Here is a 20674-nt window from a genome sequence, read left to right as displayed (position 1 = left end):
CCGGTTTTCTTTTTATCGTTTAACTATCTTGTATAACTCTGATCTTTCTATATCCGGTTCAATATCGTTTAGTATTAATTTAAGATCATCCCAATTTTTTTGGTCGATTAAATGTCCTAACAACAGAGATTTAAACCCCAAATCTTTAAATTTTTCCTGCATTTCTATAGGAAGGTGTTGAATATTTTTCATATGTTCAAAATAACGTATAAGCATTTTTGCATGGTGCATTTCAATATTTAACTGTAGTATATCTTTAAGCGCTCCTCCTTTAGATAGAATCTCTAGTGCTTTTTTGCTATTTGGATCTGTACCAGTTAACATGAAATAACCTCCTACGGCTTACTTCTTTTATCTTTATTATAGCATTGTGGTATTGTTTCCGGTCAAGGAAAGAGTGTTATTCTTTAACAACGCCAACGGGAACCCGAAAGCCCGCACCCACGACGATGAGGTGAGCGAATACACCTACAACGTGCGGGGCTTGGTGAGCCAGGTGATCAACAAAGAGTCCCCGACGGATGCCAATCCGAAGACCACCTCCTTCACCTACACCCCGAGGGGACAGAAACTGAAGGAAACCAAGGAGAACGGCAACACCGTCGACTACACCTACTACCTGGATGGTCTCTTAAAGCACCAGGTGGAGAAAAAGTCCAACGGCACGCTCATCAACGAGCACACGATCGATTACAACGCGAACGGCCACCGGGTCAAGGACGTCCTGCAACAACGGAACGCCGACACCCAGGCCCTGATCAACAGCACCCTGACCTACACCTATGACCCTCGGGACCGGGTGACGAAATACGAGAAAACCGGCGACAACGCCAAGATCGAAACCTACGAACACGACGCCAACGGCAACGTGATCCAGCAGACGGTAGAGGGTACGACGACCACGTACAATTACGACCGGAACCGTCTCCTGACCGCCACTACTGGGAGCACCACGGCCACCTACAACTACGATCCTTTCGGTCGCCTGAACAGCGTTACCGCCGCCGGGAAGCAGATCGAGAAGTACACCTACGACGGCTTCGACCGGGTGACGGAACACAGTAAACTGCAAGACGATGGGTCGACGAAGAAAACCAGCTACACCTACGACCCGATGGACCGCACCACCAGCCGCACCGAAGGCACCAAAACCACGAACCTGAACTACCTCGGTCTCAGTGGAGAAGTAATCTCCGAGGATGTAGCCGGAGAAATCCAGAAGTCTTACCACTACAGCCCCTGGGGCGAGCGCCTGTCGATGGTAAAACACAACAGCGACGGGACGAAGGAAGACTCCTACTACGGCTACAACCCCCACACCGACGTGGAAGTCCTCACCGACGAGAACGGCGACAGTCGTGCCACCTACGGCTACACTGCCTACGGAAAGAACGACGAGGACGAGTTCACCGGGGTGGATAAGCCCGACGCCCAGGACCCGACGAAAGAGCCCTACAACGTCTACCGGTTCAACAGCAAACGCTGGGATCCATCCACCGGGAAGTACGACATGGGCTTTAGGGACTATGACCCCGGTAACAACCGCTTCCTGACCCGGGATATGTACAACGGGGCGATGGCGGATATGAATCTGGGGACGAACCCCTGGACCATGAACCGGTATGCCTTTGCTGGCGGGAATCCGATTTCCATGGTAGAGTTGGATGGGCATTGGAATTCACAAACGGAACAACAAAGTACGACCGAATCTGCCGAGCAAGAATTTAGCACCTTATTTGGAGATATTTATACCACCCTTACTGGAGAGGACTATAGTTCGGGTGAAGAGGTATCGGGAGGAGAGTATGCTGAGGCGGTTGCTTGGACCGCATTGGATGTTTTCGGCGGGAAGATCTTAGGGCTTGCCGGAAAAGGGATCAAAGCGGGTGTTAGCGGAGCCAAATCAGCTATTCGTGGTTCTTCTGCCGTAGCCAAGGAAAGCAAATATAGCGGATCCCTTAAAATGGATTTGCAATTTTTTGCTAGGGGTAATGGGGATAGTAGAGCCATTGCAATTAGGGCAAACCAGGCTAAAAGAGAACAGTTAAAAGGGGAGCTGTCTAAACGGAAATATAGCAAGATAGGAGCTGTATCAACGGCAGTAGATCGAACAACAGGTCAATATTGGACTAAAGTAAGTGGAAGATACCTTGACGAACCTGATGAAATTCATTCTAGTCTGGCTGAAAGAATTAACTTAGCTCCTGGTGCGGATCACGGGAAACCGCCTAGTAACTGTGCAGAATTTAGGGCTTGTAATGCTGCGTTATTGGATGGAGCAAACTCAGTTAATCTGGATGTGTATACCGAAGTATTTAGAAAACCTTCTCCTACGCCATTTCCAAGGTGTGCCAACTGTCAAGTTACAGTACCTTCATCCAGATTCAATATTATTTCTGAGTAATAAAAAAGAAAAAAGCGGTTATCTGCTTAGGTAACCGCTTTTCTTTAATAATGGAGGGGAAACATGGATTACGCAAAAGTTTTATCAACTGTATCGATTCGAGGGCGTGTGGCGTTCGGCATCACTTGTTTAGAAAAGGTTTGCGAGGAATGGAAGGTTAAAAACGATGTAATGGATCACTTTATCCAAGAATTGTGGACATTCATGAAAGATAATAGCGATTGGGACGTAAGGGTTACAAACCTGTTACCAGACGATGATGACCCCACCCTAAATGCCAAACATTTCGGGTACAGCTATCTTCCTTTATCGCAGCAAGAGGACTTAACAACATTACTAGATGAAGTTATTCATATTGGAATATGGAATGATGCGGGGGCTTTTATTTCTGAATTAACGCTGGAACCTACGCTGGAAGTAGGGAAGATATTAACGAAAAACAATATTCCAGTGCCCGATATATCTCCATTTTTAAAATCCCCAGTCACCGATTGTGGGGGGTGGGGAAAAAAGGTTGATCCGGAGTTTTTTAAAAAAAGCGATTGACTACGTTAAAGATATAAAATCGGAAAAATAACATAGTTTTAAGTGGACGGTTATCTGATGATTAAAAAGGTAACCGCCTTTTTTATAACGCCTTATCTCCAACTATGATCGGAACCGTTAGGATGTAGCCGGCGAGATCCAGAAGTCTTACCACTACAGCCCCTGGGGCGAACGCCTGTCGATGGTGAAACACAACAGCGACGGGACGAAGGAAGACTCACTACGGCTACAATCCCCACACCGACGTGGAAGTCCTCACCGACGAAAATGGCGACAGCCGTGCCACCTACGGCTACACCGCCTATGGGAAGAACGATGAGGACGAGTTCACCGGGGTGGATAAGCCCGACGCCCAGGACCCGACGAAAGAGCCCTACAACGTCTACCAGTTCAACAGCAAACGCTGGGATCCATCCACCGGGAAGTACGACATGGGCTTTAGGGACTATGACCCCGGCAACAACCGCTTCCTGACCCGGGATATGTACAACGGGGCTCTGGCGGATATGAACCTGTCCATGGACCCATGAACCGGTATGCGTTTGCTGGTGGGAACCCCATATCTGGTGTTGAGGTGGATGGGCACTACATCGAAAAGGCGAATCTAAATATCAGTACTGGTACCACTGAACATGCTGAGTACTTTAAGGCTAAACGTGGTGGAAATGATCAGATTTTTGAATGGGATATTCCTAAGTGGTTTGATGATATGATTAGAGAGTATGCTATTCCGCAAGGAAATTCCAAAACTAATCCATTGAATCAAGGTGGAGCAGCACCTAAAATAGTTGACGAAACGACACCTGGGGAATCATTTGAATTACCACCACCTTGGGCTAAGTGGATAGAATAATATAGTGTTAATGGAAGAATAAGATAAATCGCAAAAAGGGGTCTACTTTTCTTAGAAAAGGATAGACCCCTTTTCATAAAGAAAGGATGAGTATTATGGAAAAGCCAGTGTTTCCTCAAGAAATTATTGTTGGAGTAACATATAAAAAAAGATGGAGCTGGTATATAACTGATAAAGGTTATTGGTTTTTAGATCAGATTAAGCTAGGGGAAGAATTTATAAAAAAGGGCCATAAAATTGATCTTTATGATTTCTCTGGTCGGTTTAACATAGGCATTGTAAATGAAGAAACAGCGGGTGTTTTTTTGAATTATATAGGAAAACATCAAGTTGATACTCATAGTATGTCAAAAATGGTAAAAGAGGTTTGTGAGACAACAAATGATTTAGAAGAAATGATGGATTTAAGCCCTTCGCTATTTGTAGACTTTGACACAAAAAGGTTAATATCCATGTTTACTGAGCCTGCTTCCTTTGAACATTATGTACCAGAAGGTTGGTTAGGAATAGAGAATAATTTTTTAAGAGAGGTTCCTGAAGCTGAAAGATATTGGGTTGTTAACGGTAGGGATTATTTCAACGAATTTTTTGGAGAAGGATATCTTAAAAAAGAAAAGAGGATAAACGTGAACCGACGAACGCTTGGATTTGGTTTTCTGTCATTATCCATTTATCTGCTTGGGATTTACTCTTTGTCTTTGGTGTTCCTGTATTCAAAATCGGAACCTCCGTATGAATTTGATATAAGGCTTGCATTTATCCCCATTGAATTCAATACTTTACTGGGTTTTCAATTCGTAATATTACTCTATTTTGTATTGGCTCTTATGTTCCTATTTCGTTCGGAAGAGAAGGTGTCGTCATTAACGAACATTGGATTCTGGGCTCTGACCTCCAGTACTTTCTTATTTGGAATCAAATATATAATACTGGTTTGGGCACACCTCATGTCCCCGCGATCTAATTTACTTCGACTTCTTTATGAAAAGGATTGGATGTATTTCGTGTTTGAATGGATGATGGACCTTCTGTTCTGGGCGGCCATGCTTTTGTTTCTGATCTCATTGACCAAGAAGTTAGGAAAAAACTCGATGGATTAGTTTAAGGAGTGATACACAACGAATTAACCAATGCAACTTTTGCTCATTAAACAGAAGGGTATTTGTTGTCAAAATAACTAGTTTTCTTGGGGGGTTAACTTATAGATGACTATAGAAGCTTTCATGAAAACCAAAACGTAAAGAGTCAAGCAAAGATGGGAATAACAATAAAGTTGGAGTTTGACAAATGTGTATTTGAAGAAAGGAAAAAACGTTTTTTAAGTTTGTTTGATAGATACTTTCAAGTCAATGATAAGGTGAAAAAGGGGAAAATTAGCGAAGGTGATTTAACTCTAGAATTTTGGAAGGTTACTTTGCCAAAATGGTTTGTTCAGTTTTCTGATTCTAATATTAATTACTCGGAGGATGTTTGGGAGTTAGATTCCTGGTTATACGCAATGGATAACCGTCCATGGAATTGGTGGAGTTATTGGGTAGAGAATAACATTTTATACCTTGAATTACAAGTTCATGGCCACCCTTACACAGTTGAAACAGTTATTTATGTAGCTGATGTACTGAATGCAAACAAAATTGATGTCTTGGAAAATTATCACTTTTAAATTCCTACTAGCAATAATCACTATAGAACGACATCGAAGCCTCTTTCCGGCCAAAAGATCGAAAAGATGGTAACTTGTATGCCGGGATTAATTAACATGTCTCTTCACAAATGATATTTCGAAAAATGGAAAGGTATATTGATGAATTGCCTGATAAAGGAATGCCATTCATTCAATGAACTTCTTCCGAATCGGTACATATCGACCCGTTTACAAAGTGGATCACTCAGAACAAATCGTCTATATAAAGCCATGAAAAATCCGCTCCTTTTGTGGGAGCGGATTTTCGCCTTGGATAGGGACAAAAATATATGTTGCCAACGAACGAACAACAAGGTAGGACATCTTTTAAAAGGAGGTATCCGTATGAGCCAAAAGCCCGGAGAAAAACCGAACCATCCAGGCGAATACGAAGAGAGAGGCCCCGGAGGGGAAAAGATTTTGAACCCTCGACAGGTAACCATAGAGCCAGGAGATGATCGTTTACCACCTACACAAGAATCAAATCGTACTTGGGAAAGGATTGGGCCACCTAGAAAGTAACCTTCTAATATGAGGAAAAAACATGTGTTTTCAGCGTCCATTGGTAGACTATAAATGTTGGAGTGTTTGTCAATGAAAAGATTGTTGTTGGATGGAAGAGAGATAAAGGGTGTCGAGCAATTGCATGACATATTGACTAGAGAGTTGCAGCTACCAGATTACTATGGTAGAAACCTAGACGCTTTATGGCTGTGTCGACTTACCGTTAAAAATCGAATGGGTAAATTTCAGCGAATCAAAAGACACCTTAGGGGAGTATGCTGAGAAATTCAAACAATTATTCGAAGAAGCTGAACGTGAGCTGGAGGGTCGTTTGATATTTGAAGACAAAAAGCCTTTACCGTAAACCGGCCAAAGCTCTGCGGACCACTTGATCTACTTGCCGGGTGGTCTCAGGCAAGCGGTAGCGGGGAGACAGCTTGATTATCCAATCACAAGCTGTTGATAAGGATATGCGATGACCGATGGAAATGTAGATCGGTTTGACGCGGTCCTGCGTTCGCAAGACGTTGCCGATCACTTCACCGTCATCGACCAGGGGTGCATAGTCGCCCCTGGTTTTTCCGGGTTCCTTTGCTTCGCCAATGAGCTTGGTTTTTCCACAGCCAATCGTCGGCACATCAAACAACACACCTAAGTGGCTGGCTAAGCCAAATCGCCTTGGATGTGCGATCCCTTGGCCATCGCAAACGATGAGATCAGGGGTGGTGTTGAGCTTCTTTAAAGCTTGCGTGATAGGTGGGATTTCCCGGAATGAAAACAGACCGGGGATATAAGGAAAGTGTCCCTGATCATCTGCGATTGCGGTTTCGACAATTTGAAGGGATTCGGTATCGAGGACGACCACCGCAGCACATAGTTTCTCCGAATGCGGATCATAAGCAACATCGACACCGGCCACGTACTGTACATCGTTTAGTTGGTCTTCCTTGATCACTTTAGAGGCCCATTCTTTCTGAAGCCTTATCGCTTCCGATTCGTTTAACTTCCATGGGTGGCTATGCTTTGGTTCCAATGATGTAGCCCCTTCGTTTGGTTGTAGTCAGTGATCCCTGTGAAATTTTCGATTGAAAGCTTCTCTATTTCCGTAGAAGGCGTTGATATCGACATAGCCATCAATTCCGTCGATTCTCCCGCGGTTACTGTATTGCCAAAGTAGCCAACTACGGTTCTCCAAGGTTGGAGGCTTATAGATGTCTCGGATCCAGAGATCATATTTCGTGAAATGACCTTTTACATAGCGTTCATAGGTATCATACGTCACGTAGAGGATGGGTTTCTTCTCATAATATTCTTCCATTTTTAGAGCGAGTTTCCGCAATTCCTGTCTGACTTGCTTTGGATCATGATTTAAATGGATCTCAATGTCGATGACCGGCGGTAGGATGTCTAGCTGTTTCGGTACGGTTTGAATAAAGTTTTCTGCTTGTTCGTTCCCTGAACTTCTCATCGAAAAGAAATGATAAGCCCCAGTGAGGAAACCCTCTGCTTGTGCTTCTCTCCAGTTGGTTTCAAAGCGGTGATCCACGAAATCGTGCCCCTCGGTCGCTTTCATGTACACAAAGGGGAAGTCGTTGGTTTCTTGAACCGTTTTCTAATCAATCTCACCTTGATGATGAGAAACATCCAGCCCTTTAATTTCATACTTTCGAGCAAACCAATCGTTGTGCCATATCACCCCCGTGAACTCCAAAAAACCGAGGATGAATAGGAAGGTTAGGATTGCTATCCACATAGTTAATGAACGACGCAAGGAGGATCACCTGGCTTTTTTGATTTTTAAAGAGTTGGAACACTCCAGTCATTATAGCAGTTTAAGCCCCATCTATTCGTATTCAACCACCTCCCATCACAAAAAACACAGGCCTCAACCGATTCACCGGTTGAGGCCTGTGTTTTTATCAGTTGCGAGCTGTGTCAGCCCTAGGCTGTCTCCCTCTTTCCCGTAATCGTCAAGTAGAATTGGGCGCCTGCCGCCTGATAGTAGGGGGCCAGCCAAATAAACCCGATCCCGAAAGTGAGGAGAGATAAAAAGAACCAGCCGATAAAGCTCAGTTGAAGGAGAAACAGTTTCCATTTGTACCCGTTCATGAGCTCACGACTTTTGGTAATCGCCTGATTCACGGAGTACTCCGGATGGTCCACTAGAATATAACTGGTCATCGCATAAGAGTACCCTTTGATAATCCCGGGGATCACCAGCAGTAAGGTCCACAAAAACAGATAAATCGACTGCAAGACATAGAACCAAACACTTTTGAGATACCGTTGCCCATTGGTCAAGTAGGAAAAAAGGGCACCCTTTGGCGTTTGATTCCGCGCGATATGCAAGAAAACCCGCGCTAATCCCAAAACGAAGGGGCTATAGACCAAAATCAACCAAATCGTCATCAACGCATCATTTCTCGGGGTATCCTCGTAAAAGAATATCCCGGGGAGGAAAAAAGCTAAGGCAAATACGATCAGTACACTGCCGATTGCTGATCCCCATTTTCCAACCAGTGATTCCCTTGCTGATCGCCGAATCTCCTTTAAGACCACTTATTCATTCCTCATTTCTTTGCAGATGAAGCCATTATACACTCCACTCTTTGTCCAAGGAAATACGGTTATTTAAAAAGGCGGGTTTAGTTTAGGAAGCCTTTACGGATGGGTATCCGTATCGAGCGCCTCCACCGACCCCTTTAAACCTTACGCAAATGTAAGGTAGGTGTAAGGAAAAATCCATTGATTTGGGTGGATTATTATGCAATTGTTTTAAATAGAAAGTCTACTAAAATGAAGAATGGGGGGAGGCAAACAAGAAGGGCGATCAAAGGGTATATCGGCTTAATGAGTACACTTTCTATGACAAAACAAAGGAGAGAGCCATGAGAAAGCAAGGTGTGCTATTTTCAACGGCGTTGGTACTTTGTCTCGTATCGATGTTTTTATTCACCCCTGCGTCTACGTATGCGGCGGATGGATGGATATCCGATCCCAATGACACGCCTGCCAATGATCCTGACTTAGGTTTTTTCTTTGGCAGGGGAAATTGTGACAGCTCTGCTCTCCAAGGGGATCAAAGTGCGAAGGAAAACTATTTCACCAATTGCGCCCGGATGATGGAAAGAACCTATGTGAATGATGTTTTTCGTTTTACGGAATATATGTCCGAGTTCCAACGAGCGAAAGAATATAAAATTACCAAATCAACTACTGCTGAGATGGCGTGGAAAACCGGCGGCGAGGCAGGCTTAAACATCAAAGATGTCATTAATCTCAAATTTGTCGGGGAGTATACAGAAAAAACAACAATTTCTGAAAGTATAGAAACGACTTTGCCAGGGAAAATAGAAAAGATTCATAACCTAAATATGGCGGAATACAAGCTAGCGGCCTTGACTAACTTTGCCCGTTTCAAACATTATAAGGTGAAATATAAACTGTGGGATGGGAATAATCATCCCCACCAGACCAACCGACCGTTTAAACATAAAATTGTGGAAATGGATATTTTCGAGCCCACGGATGAACATATTAGGGGTGTTGTCGAGTATGACAGCGAGCTGCGAAAAGCGATCGATGACCAAAAAGAAGGTAGAATCACGAACATTTCCAGTAATCTGATCAAGCAGGGGATTAAATAAGAAGTTAAAACAGGTGTTCAGTATGGGCACCTGTTTTTTGCCAAATCTAAATTACTATAAATTGAAAATATATAAAAAAGGAAAGAGCCATGAGAAAGAAAGGTGTGCTTTTTTCAACGGCGTTGGTGCTTTGTCTCGTATCGGTGTTTTTATTCACGCCTGTGTCTGTGTATGCGGCGGATGGGTGGATATCCGACCCCAATGATACGCCTGCCAATGATCCCGAGCTGGGATGGTTTTATGGCAGAGGAAATTGTGACAGCTCCACTCTCCAGGGGGATCAAAGTGCGAAGGAAAATTATTTCACCAATTGCGCCCGGATGATGGAAAGAACCTATGTGAATGATGTTTTTCGCTTTACAGAGTACTTGTCTGAGTTCCAACGAGCGAAAGAATATAAAATTACCAAAACAACCACAGCTGAGATGGCTTGGAAAACCGGCGGCGAGGCAGGTTTCAACGTCAAAGATGTCATCAATCTCAAATTTGTCGGGGAGTACACGGAAAAAACCACGAGCTCCGAAGGTATTGAAACCCTTCTACCAGGGAAAATTGAAAAGATTCATAACAAGAATATGGCAGAGTACAAGCTAGCGGCTTTGACGAACTTTGCCCGTTTCAAACATTATAAGGTGAAATATAAGCTGTGGGATGGGAATAATCATCCCCACCAGACCAACCGGCCGTTTAAACATAAAATAGTGGAAATGGATATTTTCGAACCCACAGATGAGCATATCAGGGGCGTTGTCGAATATGACAGCGAGCTGCGAAAAGCGATCGATGACCAAAAAGAAGAGAGAATCACGAACATTTCGAGTGACCTGATCAAGCAGGGGATTAAATAAGGGGTGTCACCCCCTTATGAGACAGGTGTTCCATTGGAGCACCTGTTTTTTGTCGAATCCGGGTATTTTGATCTTCATCGCCCCACACCCTTTTAGCTGCCCTCGCATAGATTAATAGAAACAGAGGTGGGTTTTTATGGAGAACCGATCTGGGAAAAGGGGTAGCAAACGATGATCCGTCCCCATTCTGGTTTTTGTCAATGGATACTCGAATGCTACAATCGCTGCCTTGCCTTCTTTGAACATCATCTGGACCTCTTCAGGAAAAAAAGAAAAAAGTAGGAGGAATCCCCCTACAGGGTTTGAGACTCCACACGCCTGAAGGCGTGGGATTCTTGGGTAGTTAGCGTTCTCAGTCCATTTCTGCTTCGAACAACTCCCAAGTTGAGGGCTGTCTCATCAGCCCGTCCCATGCAGTTAGAAGTGTACCCACATGGGCGGCGTACCTGTTACCAGTACGCTAGGAAGCAAGGCCCGATATCGCTTTTCCAATATTCATGGCTCCGTTTAGATCGGCATGGCAATCGTAGCCGCATTTCCTACACTGAAAACCAAGACCCTGTCGGTTCCGCTTCTCCCTGTGTCCACATTTACAGGTCTGGCTCGTGTATTCGGGATTCACTTCTTCAAAGCGGATTCCCGCCATTTCCGCCTTATATTGAATAAACGATTTCAGTTGATAGAATGCCCATGAATGCAGGCTTCTTCCGGGATCTTTTTTTGACTTGGCTCGGTTACGGATATCCGTCAGGTCTTCCATGCGGATCGTTCCCACACCGTGGGTGATCGCAAAGTTGACCAACTGACGGCTGATTTGATGATTCAGGTTCTTCATCCAGCGGAATTCTTTGTTCTTGGATTGATGGATTGCTTGTAGCTTCTTGTTCTTTCCGAGTTTTCTCCTTCGCGAGAAAAAGGAGCGCCGAACAAAGGCACAAGGACTTCCTTTGAAAAACAGTGATTTTGTCCCCACGCTACTGACAGCGAGGTAGCGAAGTCCTAAATCAATCCCCATTACTTTTTTCTTTGCAGTCGCTTCCACTTCCCATGTGATGGGGAGAGCCATATACCATTTCCGCTTCTTTTGATAGAGCTTTGCCGCTCCAATTTCACCGACCCATTCACGATCTTCTCTAACCACGCTTGCTGAAAGGGACGTGTGACCACAGGGACGCCAATCCTTATTTCGAGTGTAGGAAAGGACCCCGTATAGAAAGCTCCGCTTTTTTCTACCTTGACATTTTGATTATTGAAGCCACACCACATCTTGCGAAATGCTTTCGCTCGTTGCTTTTTCTTCTGGGACTTCACTTCGCGAATCGTTTGATTCACCACCGCAGACGGGAAGCGCTTCATGGAGAAATTTTTAAAAATCTTGCTGGTTGCCTGGTTGACCTCGGGATGTAGGAGGAGCCAATTGGCAAATTCGGTATTGATCGCAGTCATTTGCTGATACATGGTTTGTTTCGCTTCCGTTGGCTTAAACAGCTCTAGCCGCAGTGTGATAGTGGGCATTTCATCACCCCCTTGTGTTTTGCTCCTCCACATAACGCTTGATTGTGTCACTGGAAACCTTTTACTGACAAAAAAGAGCGAGTCCAAAGACTCTGCAAATGGCGGATATGAGGAAATTCCTGACGCAACCGTCGGGATGTCACTCCTTTCACTTTCGCGTTCACCCCCTAAAAGCAGGGGGTATCGAGCAACGACGCCTTTCATCCACGATTGAAACCGTGGGCTTTCAGCCGGCTAATTCTGAAATCGGAGCGGAAAAATAGGAGTGAAAGATAACGCCGGATACGGTTGATACCCGCCTGACGGGTTTTTTATGGGGAGGATTTCGGTTGCCGGGCTTTCGGGTTGCTTTTTAGAATCAAGATGAGCAGGCGGCGGGTCTTATCCTTCATCAACCAGTCGAGGACCTTTACTTTCATGAGATGCTGCCTCCTTTTCGGTTAAAAATGGTTCATCCGCCGAACATGCCGTCGGTTTTCCCCGGAAAGCCCGGGGTCGGGTTGGTCGCCGAAGAACAGGTAGTGGACATCCTCGCCTAGGATTTTTAACAGCTGGACGGCCAGTTTCAAAGGAGGATCAGAGACGCTGTTTTCCCAGTTGGAAATTCGTTGAATACTTTTGAGGCCGAGCATGCGAGCGACTTCAGCCTGGGTGTACCCTTTTTTCTTACGAACGTGGCGAAGGGGTCTGTCCATCATGGTGGTCACCTCTCTCTAAATTACAAGAATCTCATATTTCCTATTCCTACTATACGATCAAATCATTTGCAATTCAACAGGAAAATATGAATATCTTGTAATTTATCGGCCTCTCTCCCATTTGAACCGATTCTGTATTACACTATAGGTACAACATATTTGTACTTGTGTGGTTGGGGGGCTGTTTTTATGCTTTCCGAACGACTCCGTTCGGCGAGGAAGGGAAAAAGAATGTCGCAAAAGCGCCTGGCGGAACAATGCAATACCACGACCGGCACGATTTCCAATTACGAGAATGGATACAGTACCCCGTCCAATGATATGCTTACCCGGCTGGCTGATGTACTGGATGTCTCAGTGGATTACCTGCTGGGGCGGACGGATGCGGTGATGCCCAGGGGGAACGGTAGGAATTTAAGAACGTTGATGGATGAAGGGGAACTTCATTGGGACGGGGTGCCTCTGTCGGAGGCTTATTTGCGGCCGGTAAGGGATCTTCTAGAGCTCGTGGTGAGAGAACGCCCTGACAAGGAAGATAAGGGTGAATAATGGGTAAGCGATGGCTCTGTGCCATGGCTTTTTTTGTGGTTAAAACAGGCGTCCGTTGCATGATATCGGTACCTGTCCAAAATAACTTGTCAATCGTATGCTAGTTAAGGAAAACAGCAAAAGGGAGGAATGATAATAAATGAGTGGAGGTTACGGGTTTGGTTTGCGCCGTCTGCTGCTGTTCCTGTTGGTGATCGCCACCATCTTCGCTTTGGTCGATAACGGTTATGGCGGCGGCGGTTGTGGCTATGGCTACGACTGCTAATGATCTCTCTTGTGGGGCCTTTTTGTGAAGGCCCTTTTGTTGTGCAGTTTGTTGCTTCAGGTTTATGTCTCTTCGGGAGCTTGGAGGAATCGCCCGTAATGACACGAAAAAGGGATACAGACGTGACAACCACACAGTTGAGGAAGGGCATATTGATGCGGGAGAAGAAGACCGTTTCGAGAAGGAGGGAGGGAGAATCGATGACCGATTGGCATAGCCTACAGGTGTTGGTGAACAAGCAGAACCCGTTGCCTGAGGGCTTCATCCCCCAGGGGTTGACGGTTCCGTCGGTCCGGTTTTCATTTGAGGGGGATCACCCGAAAAAAAAGTTGCGGCGGGAGGCGGCTGAGGCATTAGAGCGGCTTTTCGCGGCAGCGGATGCAAAAGGATTGGAACTGTTTGCTTTGTCGGGATATCGCTCTTATGAAACCCAGGAAAAAATCTTTCTTGCCCATGTGAATCGGGTGGGGGAAGCAGAGGCCAATCGGGAGAGTGCACGACCGGGGAAAAGCGAACATCAGACAGGGTTGGCAATGGATGTGACCAGCCGCTCCGTCGGTTGCCACCTTCTCCAGGATTTCGGTGAAACGCCAGAGGGCCGGTGGGTAGCCCGGCACGCCCCCGACTTCGGTTTTATCATCCGTTACCCACAGGGGAAGGAAGCGATTACCGGGTACATCTACGAGCCTTGGCATCTTCGCTATCTCGGGGAAGAATGGGCGCGGGCTGTCACCGACAGCGGACTGACCTTTGAAGAATATCTTCAATCCGATTCAAGCAGGGGGAGATGACGGGAGCGAAAATGAATCATCCCGCTCCCTTTGGCGTCCTTTTATTGTCTTTAAAGGGTTCTCGCCATTTGAAGAGAGGAATTTACTCTGCGCTCATGGAAATCTCTTTCATCTGTTCACCTTGCTGGGAGGGATGAAGGATGAAGAATGGTTTCCGGATGGGTACCGTATTTTTGCTGGCTTTGGTTCTGATTGTCACAGCCTGCACCGGAGGGGGGGAGGATGCAGCCAACGTCCAAAGAAAGGTGCTGAAATTGAATGTCGAAAGGGAACCCAGTTCTCTGGATCCGGCGTTGGCTTTCGAGTTCAATTCGATGGACGTGACCAATTCCTTGTTTGAAGGGCTCCTTCGCCTGGATGAAAACAACAAACCTCAACCGGCCGCAGCGGAGAAAGTGAAGGTATCTCCCGATAAAACAACCTATACATTCATCCTGCGAGAAGGATTGAAATGGTCCAATGGTGACCCGGTGACTGCCGGGGATTTCGAGTATGCCTGGAAGCGGGTACTCGATCCAAAGACGGGGTCTCCGGCCTCTTTTCTTCTTTATTTCATTAAAAATGCCGAAGCTTATAATGTGGGAAAAGCAGACGCCGATGAGGTGGGAGTGACGGCGGTAGATGACCGGACTCTGGAGGTGAAGCTGGGACAGCCCACCCCCTTCTTTGAACAGCTGGTTTGCTACACAGTTTATTTCCCTGTTTATAAAGAGGGGGCGAAGAAGGAGAAGAATCTGTACGGAGATGCTAAGACCTATATTTCCAATGGGCCTTTCAAGATGAAGGAGTGGAAACACGACAACACGATAAGAGTGGCTAAGAACGACCATTACTGGAACGCGAGCACGGTAAAGTTGGACGGAATCGACTGGGCCATGTCCGGCGACGCAGCGACCGCTTACCAACAGTATCGGTCCGGGGATTTCCATATGCTGTATGACACCTCGATCCCGCCGGAATTAAAGGGGGATCTGCTCAGAAAAGGAGAAGTAAGAGTGATTCCAGGTTCAGGGCTGGAATTCTTCCGTTTTAATATCGAAAAGAAGCCCTTTACCAACCGAAAGATTCGCCAAGCCTTCGGGCTTGCCGTCGAGCGGCAGGCAATCGTAGATCAGGTGATCCAGGGAAAGGAAAAAGCGGCTTTGGCCTTTGTCGTGCCCGGGACGGAAACCCGGCAGGGAGATTTCCGGGCTATGGCGGGGGACCGGATGGAGGACGCCCAGTTCGATGAGGCTAAGAAGCTCTTAAAAGAGGGGATGAAAGAAGAAGGGTGGGACGAGCTTCCGAAGGTGACCCTCCTCTTCAGTAACAACGACAAGAACAAAGCAGAGGCGGAAGCCCTACAGGAGATGTATCGGAAACATCTGGGGGTTTCCATCCAATTGCGGAGCCAGGAATCTAAAGTCTTTTTCGAAAACCAACGTTCGAAAAATTATCAGTTCTCCCGTTCCAGCTTTTTAGCGGATTATAACGATCCTTACAACTATCTGGAGAGTTTTCAGACCGATCATCCTGTCAACCGGACCAACTGGAGTAACGAGGAATACGATAAGCTCTTACAAATGGCCTTTCGAGAAGGGGACGACGCCAAACGGACGGCGTATTTAGCAAAAGCGGAAAAAATCCTTTTTGACGAAATGCCGATCTTTCCTGTCTACTACTACAACACCCTTGTTTTGGAGAAACCTGAAGTGAAACAACTCATTCGACACAAGGTTGGCCCTAATGATTATAGCCGGGTGGAATTAACCAAGTAGTTTGAGGGGGATCGATCGATGAAAGAAGAGAGCGTCTTCCTTTAGGAAGTCGCTCTCTTCTTTTGCGTTTCGTTATTTCCCGTGCCTATTTCGAAGGGCCCTCCTGTTCCGTCTCGTCAACCATCTCGTCGCTATCAGAGTCGGAGTTTTCTTCCCCGAATCCATCGATAGGATAATGAGAAGTGGCTACTTCCTGCATGGCGAGGGATGCGGTTTCCCAGGCCTCCCATTCATGGGGATGAGGGACCCGGAAATCCTCCGCAGCAGCAAGCTGCCGTGCACGGCGGGCTTCCCGTTCCAATCGGTGGGCCAGTTGGTTAAACCGCGCACGTACATTATGTTCCATCGAGCCATTAGCCTGTTGCCGACAATAGTTGAGGCAATTGGGGCACATCATCCACTTAAGGGCGCCATCTACATAGATGTCGGCGAAAATAGCCCCGGGGTAAAAGTGGTCGTTCACTTCGCAAAAATCGCAGAACATTTCGTTCTTCCCTGTTATAAAGCCCAGTTTTAGGCTGACTTCCCGTTTTTCAAACTCCTCCTGTACTTCTTTCTTTTTCTTGGATTCGATCAGGCGGAAGAATCCTTCCACCCATTCGTTCACCCGGGTGCGGGATAGAGGCTTCTTTATCCGGATCTTTCGAATCTGTTCAGTAATTCGCTCAAAGGCGGCTCTCCATTTCTGGTTCCAATCGGATGTATCCTTTCGGCCTTCCTGGGGGTCCAGGGGGATGATCTCATGAATGTCCTGAGCTTCTTTTTCCCGCTGGGTCGTATCTACTTTTGTGAAAGAAGCTTCCTCCGGTTCGGGTTCAACCATTTCTTCGACGGTCTGGGCCAAGTGGTTCTGTTCAAGAAGTTGTCTAGCTCGGTCCAACTCTGTTTCGGGGAGCAAGTCTTTCCCGTTTTTCTCCACTCCTCGGAAGATTCCTTCCTCGATGGCCTGGCGGAGAGCCTGTTCGCTCACATGGAGCATTCGGGCCGCTTCTTTCAGGGTGTATAGTGTTTCCGTTTCTTCCGGGGTGTGCTTGTCACCATCGTGTTGTTGAAACGGCATTGGGTCGCGCCCCTTTCCTATAAGAAATCTTTGTTCTATACCTTTTCTCCCAAGCGGGCGCGGTTCCTTCTTAAATAGGGGAAAAAGCGCGGGCAACTGAAGCAAACGGAAACCCGGAGAAGGGTCATTCTCGTTTATTTTTGTCCTTGTTTTTTGTTGATTTTTGCGTTTGGGAGCCGGGGAAGGCGCGAAAAATGTGGTATGATAAAGACAAAGCTGGATCGGGATGGCGGCAGGCCATAAAAAAGGATTTTTTATCTGAAGGAATTGAATTGTCTTACAATCATCCCGCAAGCGGGCACGGGAAGAAGGTGTCGGGATTGGAACTGCTCCTGGACAACCAATTTGCCTTGGCGATCGAGAACATGTCCGCCGGTGTTTGTATAACGGATCCACGCCTACCAGATAATCCGATTGTGTATGTTAATCCTGGTTTCACGGAATTGACCGGATACACACCCGAAGATGTGATCGGAAAGAATTGTCGATTCCTGCAAAGTGAAAACACCGATCGGCAAGCTGTCCATAAACTCCGGGAAGCGATCCATAACGGGCAATCGATCACGACGATTCTTCTCAACCGCCGTAAAAACGGATCCCTTTTTTGGAACGAACTGAAGATTAACCCCGTTACCGATGAAAAAGGAGATCTCGTTTACTATATCGGCCTCCAGACAGATGTGACCCTCCGCGTGCAGGCCAAGCAGGATATGGCCTTAGCTGCCAAAGTGCAGCGGGCGATGCTTCCTTCCCGCATAGACAATGAACGGTTTCGAATCGAACCGCTCTACATTCCCTACGCTTTCATTAGCGGCGATAGCTACGATTTTTACTGGGATGAGGAGCAAAGCGTGTTGTCCGGGTACCTCTACGATATCATGGGGCATGGTGTAGCCACGGCTTTGCAATCTTCCGCTCTGCGGGTGTTATTTGAGCAGGCCTCGAAAAAGAATCTCACCCTAGCAGAGAAATTGGGTTGGGTAAACAATGCCTGCCTGCCGTATTTGGCTGATGAGTATTTTATCGCTGCGATCGCATTTGAGTTGGATTTCAGGAGGAAGGTTCTTACTTATTCAGCGGGGGGAATCAACTATTTTCTCGCATCGACCTTGAAGCATAACGGCCTGGTGAGTGCCCCGGGAATGTTTTTGGGGGTCTTTGAAGGAACGTCCTTCCAACAAGGGGAAATCCCCTTCAAACAGGGGGATTCATTCTTTTTCTTTAGCGACGGTCTTTTCGATCTTCTCCCCTCTCCTATGAAAAGATTTTCGTCCAATTTTGATAGAACGGTAAATTGGCTCCAGGACCTTTCCCAGTCTGAGTGCCGCAGGGACGATATTTCGGCTCTTTGCATCGAGATTCGGACCACTGGTTGAACTTCTGCCCGTGGTAGGTCTGTTCATTTTGTTCCGTTCCCGGTATCGTTTAGAAGAAGGGTTCGACAGGGAAAAAGTCTCCCAAGAACTTGTCATGATCGATTCTAGTCGTTGGGGGGACATGAGAAGATGTTGGATTTGCCCAAAATTCCGCCCCGGAAAAAAGAAAAAATCGTGATCACCCGGGCGTGGGAGAACACCGAAGACCCGACTCATCTGCCCTATGTGGCCAAATTCAACTATGAAGATGAAAATTGCCGGTTCGAAATGTGCCTGACAGCCCAAGAGGCGGATATTTACCAAAATGCGAAGACGGAATATGAGAAAGCCAAACGGGCACACCCGGACCCCATGATGCACCGGCATTTCAAAGCGCAAAAATTCCTCAGCCTCCATGAACATTTCGGTGAACAAATCCGGAAATTCTACAGTTTCCGCGAAATGGATATCCAGGCGTTAGACCGGGTGGTTGAGTATTGTCAGCTCCAGATCCAATATGTACCGGTAGCACTCAGGGCCTATCAGAATGACCCCTTTACCGGAGAATTACCGGAACACCTGGGGTACGATTATCTGGTATCGATCAGGGAAGAGGAAGGCCAGTATGAGGAGGCCCTCTACCTGGCTAAATTAGCCCGGGAAGAAGGCTGGAAAGGGGATTGGGAATATCGGGTACAGCGGTTGCGCGAGATATTGTGGGGAGCTGGTGGCGGGGCACCCGCGTGATCAGAAAACGAAATCACTGGAAAACAGCCGGAAGGGAGGGTTTATCGGACATTAACCTCTCAAATCCGGCTGTTTGTATGTCTTTTGCTAAATTCCTGTTTTTCCCTGTTCGTTGATCCGTTTGGGCTTTCCCCCATCCTCTGATAAAGTAATAGGGTAATGTCCTTATTCTTTTAGGAAGAAACAAACGGGGGAGGTACAGGAAGATGTATCAGGTGATCTTGTTCGATGTGGACGGGGTGCTTTTGAGTGAGAAACGCTGCTTTGACACAACAACGCTCTCCGTATGGGAATTGCTGTACAGCGAAGGGGGCCTCGGACTGGCTGGAGAATCGTTTAATCCGAACCCTCCGGAAGAGGAAATCCTTCGTATTCGGCAAACCGTGATGGATGAAGACCAGGTCCTCGAGTGGCTCAAATCCCGTGGGATGAATTCCAACTGGGATATGGTCAGCCTCCTATTTGGCTACCAGCTCCAGCGTCTCTTGTACCTCTTGCACGAAAAACAGTCCGCCACGGTGGAGGAGATTTTGCAGCGCCCCCTCGGTCGGAAAGCACTTGTTCAAATCGGTGAGATGGTGCGAAGCGAAGGAATTGCTTACGAACCGGATTTTGGCGGAATCGTCAAATCTCTGCAAGATCTAGAAGAAGAAGCGGACCTTCTGGAAAGTTTGGATCAACTGGCCTACCGGTGGTCAGAAGTACGCACCACTTCCTTCTCCCACGGAGGAACACTCTGGAAGTTAGGCAGAGAAGTGTACCAGGAATGGTATTTGGGACGGGAACTATTTGAAAAAGTGGAGAGAAAAGCGGCTCTCTTCCCGGAAAAAAAGGGTTTTCTCGAGCAGGAGATCCCCCTCGCAGAACCCTCAGCCATCCGGGAAGTGCTGGATAATCTCGCCAGCCGCGGCATTGCTCTGGGCATCGGTACCGGCCGACCGGCGGTGGAGACAGAGGTTCCGCTAGCTGCGCTCGACCTTTGGTCCGCGTTTGATTCCAATCGGATCGTGACAGCGAGTGACGTTCAGCAGGCGGAGGAGGTTTACCAGGATTACGCTCCTTTAGGGAAACCCAAGCCATTTACTTATTTGAAAGCTTTCTATGGACGGGATGCTTCCGACGCTAAAAGTGTCGCTGCTCGTCTGCCCCTCCCTGATGGGGACCGAGTGCTGGTCGTCGGGGATTCAGTTGCTGACCTGTTGGCTGCCCGGGATATGGGATGTGATTTCGCTGTAACGCTTACTGGCCTTACCGGGGAAAAAGCCCGAGCGAAATTTGAACAGCTCAATGCTGATTATATCCTGAATGATGTGACGGAGCTGACCGGTGTCATCGATGCGTTGGAAGAAGAGGAGCGCCGCCGGGAGGAAGAGCAAACCGAAGGACAACCGGAGCCTGGTGCTTCTCAATCGTAAAGAGCGGCAATCTTTTTAACAGCTTTATTGATATTC

General features: G+C 46.9%; 23 protein-coding genes and 2 pseudogenes. 17 read left to right on the top strand and 8 right to left on the bottom strand.

The genetic code is table 11. The features are described 5' to 3' along the window. Window positions 1-12 precede the first annotated feature (12 nt). Window positions 13-324, bottom strand: coding sequence for a hypothetical protein (locus ACFOUO_RS09845; protein ID WP_380704675.1), 312 nt, complete (start codon window positions 322-324; stop codon window positions 13-15). Window positions 325-397: 73 nt separating this feature from the next. On the opposite strand from ACFOUO_RS09845, the gene ACFOUO_RS09840 reads away from it, so the two are divergent. The 8 genes from ACFOUO_RS09840 to ACFOUO_RS09805 all read left to right on the top strand — a co-directional run bounded on the left by ACFOUO_RS09840 (window position 398) and on the right by ACFOUO_RS09805 (window position 6273). Continuing rightward, complete coding sequence (locus tag ACFOUO_RS09840; protein ID WP_380704673.1) at window positions 398-2404, top strand: RHS repeat-associated core domain-containing protein; 2007 nt, start codon at window positions 398-400, stop codon at window positions 2402-2404. Window positions 2405-2467: 63 nt separating this feature from the next. Then, window positions 2468-2950, top strand: coding sequence for a hypothetical protein (locus ACFOUO_RS09835; protein ID WP_380704671.1), 483 nt, complete (start codon window positions 2468-2470; stop codon window positions 2948-2950). A 245-nt stretch (window positions 2951-3195) separates the two neighbouring features. Continuing rightward, entirely contained in the window at window positions 3196-3480 is a 285-nt protein-coding gene (locus ACFOUO_RS09830; RefSeq protein ID WP_380704669.1) for an RHS repeat-associated core domain-containing protein, read from the top strand. After that, window positions 3477-3803, top strand: coding sequence for a hypothetical protein (locus ACFOUO_RS09825; RefSeq protein WP_380704668.1), 327 nt, complete (start codon window positions 3477-3479; stop codon window positions 3801-3803). Before ACFOUO_RS09830 ends, ACFOUO_RS09825 begins: the two co-directional genes overlap by 4 nt. Window positions 3804-3898: 95 nt before the next feature. After that, window positions 3899-4903: a hypothetical protein gene (locus tag ACFOUO_RS09820; RefSeq protein WP_380704666.1), complete on the top strand. Its 1005-nt coding sequence runs from the start codon at window positions 3899-3901 to the stop codon at window positions 4901-4903. A 155-nt stretch (window positions 4904-5058) separates the two neighbouring features. Further along, window positions 5059-5466 carry a hypothetical protein gene (locus tag ACFOUO_RS09815; protein ID WP_380704664.1) on the top strand — a complete coding sequence of 136 codons (408 nt, stop codon included), beginning with the start codon at window positions 5059-5061 and terminating at the stop codon, window positions 5464-5466. Between the two features lie 141 nt (window positions 5467-5607). Next, on the top strand, window positions 5608-6009 hold the full coding sequence (locus tag ACFOUO_RS09810) for a YjzC family protein (RefSeq protein WP_380704833.1): 402 nt from the start codon (window positions 5608-5610) through the stop codon (window positions 6007-6009). Window positions 6010-6063: 54 nt separating this feature from the next. Then, window positions 6064-6273 (top strand): barstar family protein, encoded by a 210-nt coding sequence (locus ACFOUO_RS09805; RefSeq protein ID WP_380704662.1) that lies wholly within the window; start codon window positions 6064-6066, stop codon window positions 6271-6273. A 73-nt stretch (window positions 6274-6346) separates the two neighbouring features. On the opposite strand, the gene nfi is transcribed toward ACFOUO_RS09805, so the two are convergent. The 3 genes from nfi to ACFOUO_RS09790 all read right to left on the bottom strand — a co-directional run bounded on the left by nfi (window position 6347) and on the right by ACFOUO_RS09790 (window position 8550). Further along, a complete protein-coding gene (nfi, locus tag ACFOUO_RS09800; RefSeq protein WP_380704660.1) occupies window positions 6347-7024 on the bottom strand; it encodes a deoxyribonuclease V in 678 nt (225 codons plus the stop codon). A 27-nt stretch (window positions 7025-7051) separates the two neighbouring features. Then, window positions 7052-7564: a GH25 family lysozyme gene (locus tag ACFOUO_RS09795; RefSeq protein ID WP_380704831.1), complete on the bottom strand. Its 513-nt coding sequence runs from the start codon at window positions 7562-7564 to the stop codon at window positions 7052-7054. A 368-nt stretch (window positions 7565-7932) separates the two neighbouring features. Beyond that, entirely contained in the window at window positions 7933-8550 is a 618-nt protein-coding gene (locus tag ACFOUO_RS09790; protein WP_380704658.1) for a DUF975 family protein, read from the bottom strand. 329 nt (window positions 8551-8879) lie between these two features. Here ACFOUO_RS09790 and ACFOUO_RS09785 point away from each other — a divergent pair, with 329 nt between their 5' ends. Both ACFOUO_RS09785 and ACFOUO_RS09780 read left to right on the top strand, forming a co-directional pair. Then, window positions 8880-9638 (top strand): hypothetical protein, encoded by a 759-nt coding sequence (locus ACFOUO_RS09785; protein WP_380704656.1) that lies wholly within the window; start codon window positions 8880-8882, stop codon window positions 9636-9638. An 89-nt stretch (window positions 9639-9727) separates the two neighbouring features. Continuing rightward, window positions 9728-10486, top strand: a complete 759-nt coding sequence (locus ACFOUO_RS09780) for a hypothetical protein (RefSeq protein WP_380704654.1) — start codon at window positions 9728-9730, stop codon at window positions 10484-10486. Window positions 10487-10946: 460 nt separating this feature from the next. Here ACFOUO_RS09780 and ACFOUO_RS09775 read toward each other — a convergent pair. From ACFOUO_RS09775 to ACFOUO_RS09765, 3 genes and pseudogenes are all read right to left on the bottom strand, one after another. After that, window positions 10947-12001 (bottom strand): annotated as a pseudogene (locus tag ACFOUO_RS09775) (RNA-guided endonuclease TnpB family protein). A 4-nt stretch (window positions 12002-12005) separates the two neighbouring features. Then, a pseudogene (locus tag ACFOUO_RS09770) lies at window positions 12006-12159 on the bottom strand (transposase); the annotation flags it as partial. A gap of 282 nt (window positions 12160-12441) precedes the next feature. Beyond that, window positions 12442-12699 carry a helix-turn-helix transcriptional regulator gene (locus ACFOUO_RS09765; RefSeq protein ID WP_380704652.1) on the bottom strand — a complete coding sequence of 86 codons (258 nt, stop codon included), beginning with the start codon at window positions 12697-12699 and terminating at the stop codon, window positions 12442-12444. A gap of 189 nt (window positions 12700-12888) precedes the next feature. Between ACFOUO_RS09765 and ACFOUO_RS09760 the strand changes: the two genes are divergently transcribed. The 4 genes from ACFOUO_RS09760 to ACFOUO_RS09745 all read left to right on the top strand — a co-directional run bounded on the left by ACFOUO_RS09760 (window position 12889) and on the right by ACFOUO_RS09745 (window position 16061). Beyond that, a complete protein-coding gene (locus tag ACFOUO_RS09760; RefSeq protein ID WP_380704650.1) occupies window positions 12889-13248 on the top strand; it encodes a helix-turn-helix domain-containing protein in 360 nt (119 codons plus the stop codon). A 139-nt stretch (window positions 13249-13387) separates the two neighbouring features. Then, window positions 13388-13513, top strand: a complete 126-nt coding sequence (locus tag ACFOUO_RS09755; protein ID WP_380704648.1) for a hypothetical protein — start codon at window positions 13388-13390, stop codon at window positions 13511-13513. A gap of 200 nt (window positions 13514-13713) precedes the next feature. Further along, entirely contained in the window at window positions 13714-14304 is a 591-nt protein-coding gene (locus ACFOUO_RS09750; RefSeq protein ID WP_380704646.1) for a M15 family metallopeptidase, read from the top strand. A 140-nt stretch (window positions 14305-14444) separates the two neighbouring features. Beyond that, window positions 14445-16061 carry a peptide ABC transporter substrate-binding protein gene (locus ACFOUO_RS09745; protein WP_380704644.1) on the top strand — a complete coding sequence of 539 codons (1617 nt, stop codon included), beginning with the start codon at window positions 14445-14447 and terminating at the stop codon, window positions 16059-16061. An 85-nt stretch (window positions 16062-16146) separates the two neighbouring features. Here the strand turns inward: ACFOUO_RS09745 and ACFOUO_RS09740 are convergent, their stop codons facing one another. Then, a complete protein-coding gene (locus tag ACFOUO_RS09740; protein ID WP_380704642.1) occupies window positions 16147-17121 on the bottom strand; it encodes a helix-turn-helix domain-containing protein in 975 nt (324 codons plus the stop codon). 194 nt (window positions 17122-17315) lie between these two features. On the opposite strand from ACFOUO_RS09740, the gene ACFOUO_RS09735 reads away from it, so the two are divergent. The 3 genes from ACFOUO_RS09735 to ACFOUO_RS09725 all read left to right on the top strand — a co-directional run bounded on the left by ACFOUO_RS09735 (window position 17316) and on the right by ACFOUO_RS09725 (window position 20638). Beyond that, window positions 17316-18497, top strand: a complete 1182-nt coding sequence (locus tag ACFOUO_RS09735; protein WP_380704640.1) for a PAS domain-containing protein — start codon at window positions 17316-17318, stop codon at window positions 18495-18497. A gap of 129 nt (window positions 18498-18626) precedes the next feature. Further along, a complete protein-coding gene (locus ACFOUO_RS09730; protein ID WP_380704638.1) occupies window positions 18627-19223 on the top strand; it encodes a hypothetical protein in 597 nt (198 codons plus the stop codon). A 206-nt stretch (window positions 19224-19429) separates the two neighbouring features. Next, on the top strand, window positions 19430-20638 hold the full coding sequence (locus tag ACFOUO_RS09725) for an HAD family hydrolase (RefSeq protein ID WP_380704636.1): 1209 nt from the start codon (window positions 19430-19432) through the stop codon (window positions 20636-20638). Window positions 20639-20674: the final 36 nt, after the last annotated feature.

Origin of the sequence: Salinithrix halophila (genome assembly GCF_042650125.1) — a bacterium.
Lineage (GTDB): Bacteria > Bacillota > Bacilli > Thermoactinomycetales > DSM-45169 > Salinithrix > Salinithrix halophila.
The sequence above is the reverse complement of the archived record's forward strand: the minus strand, read 5'-3'. Positions and strand labels throughout refer to the sequence as shown.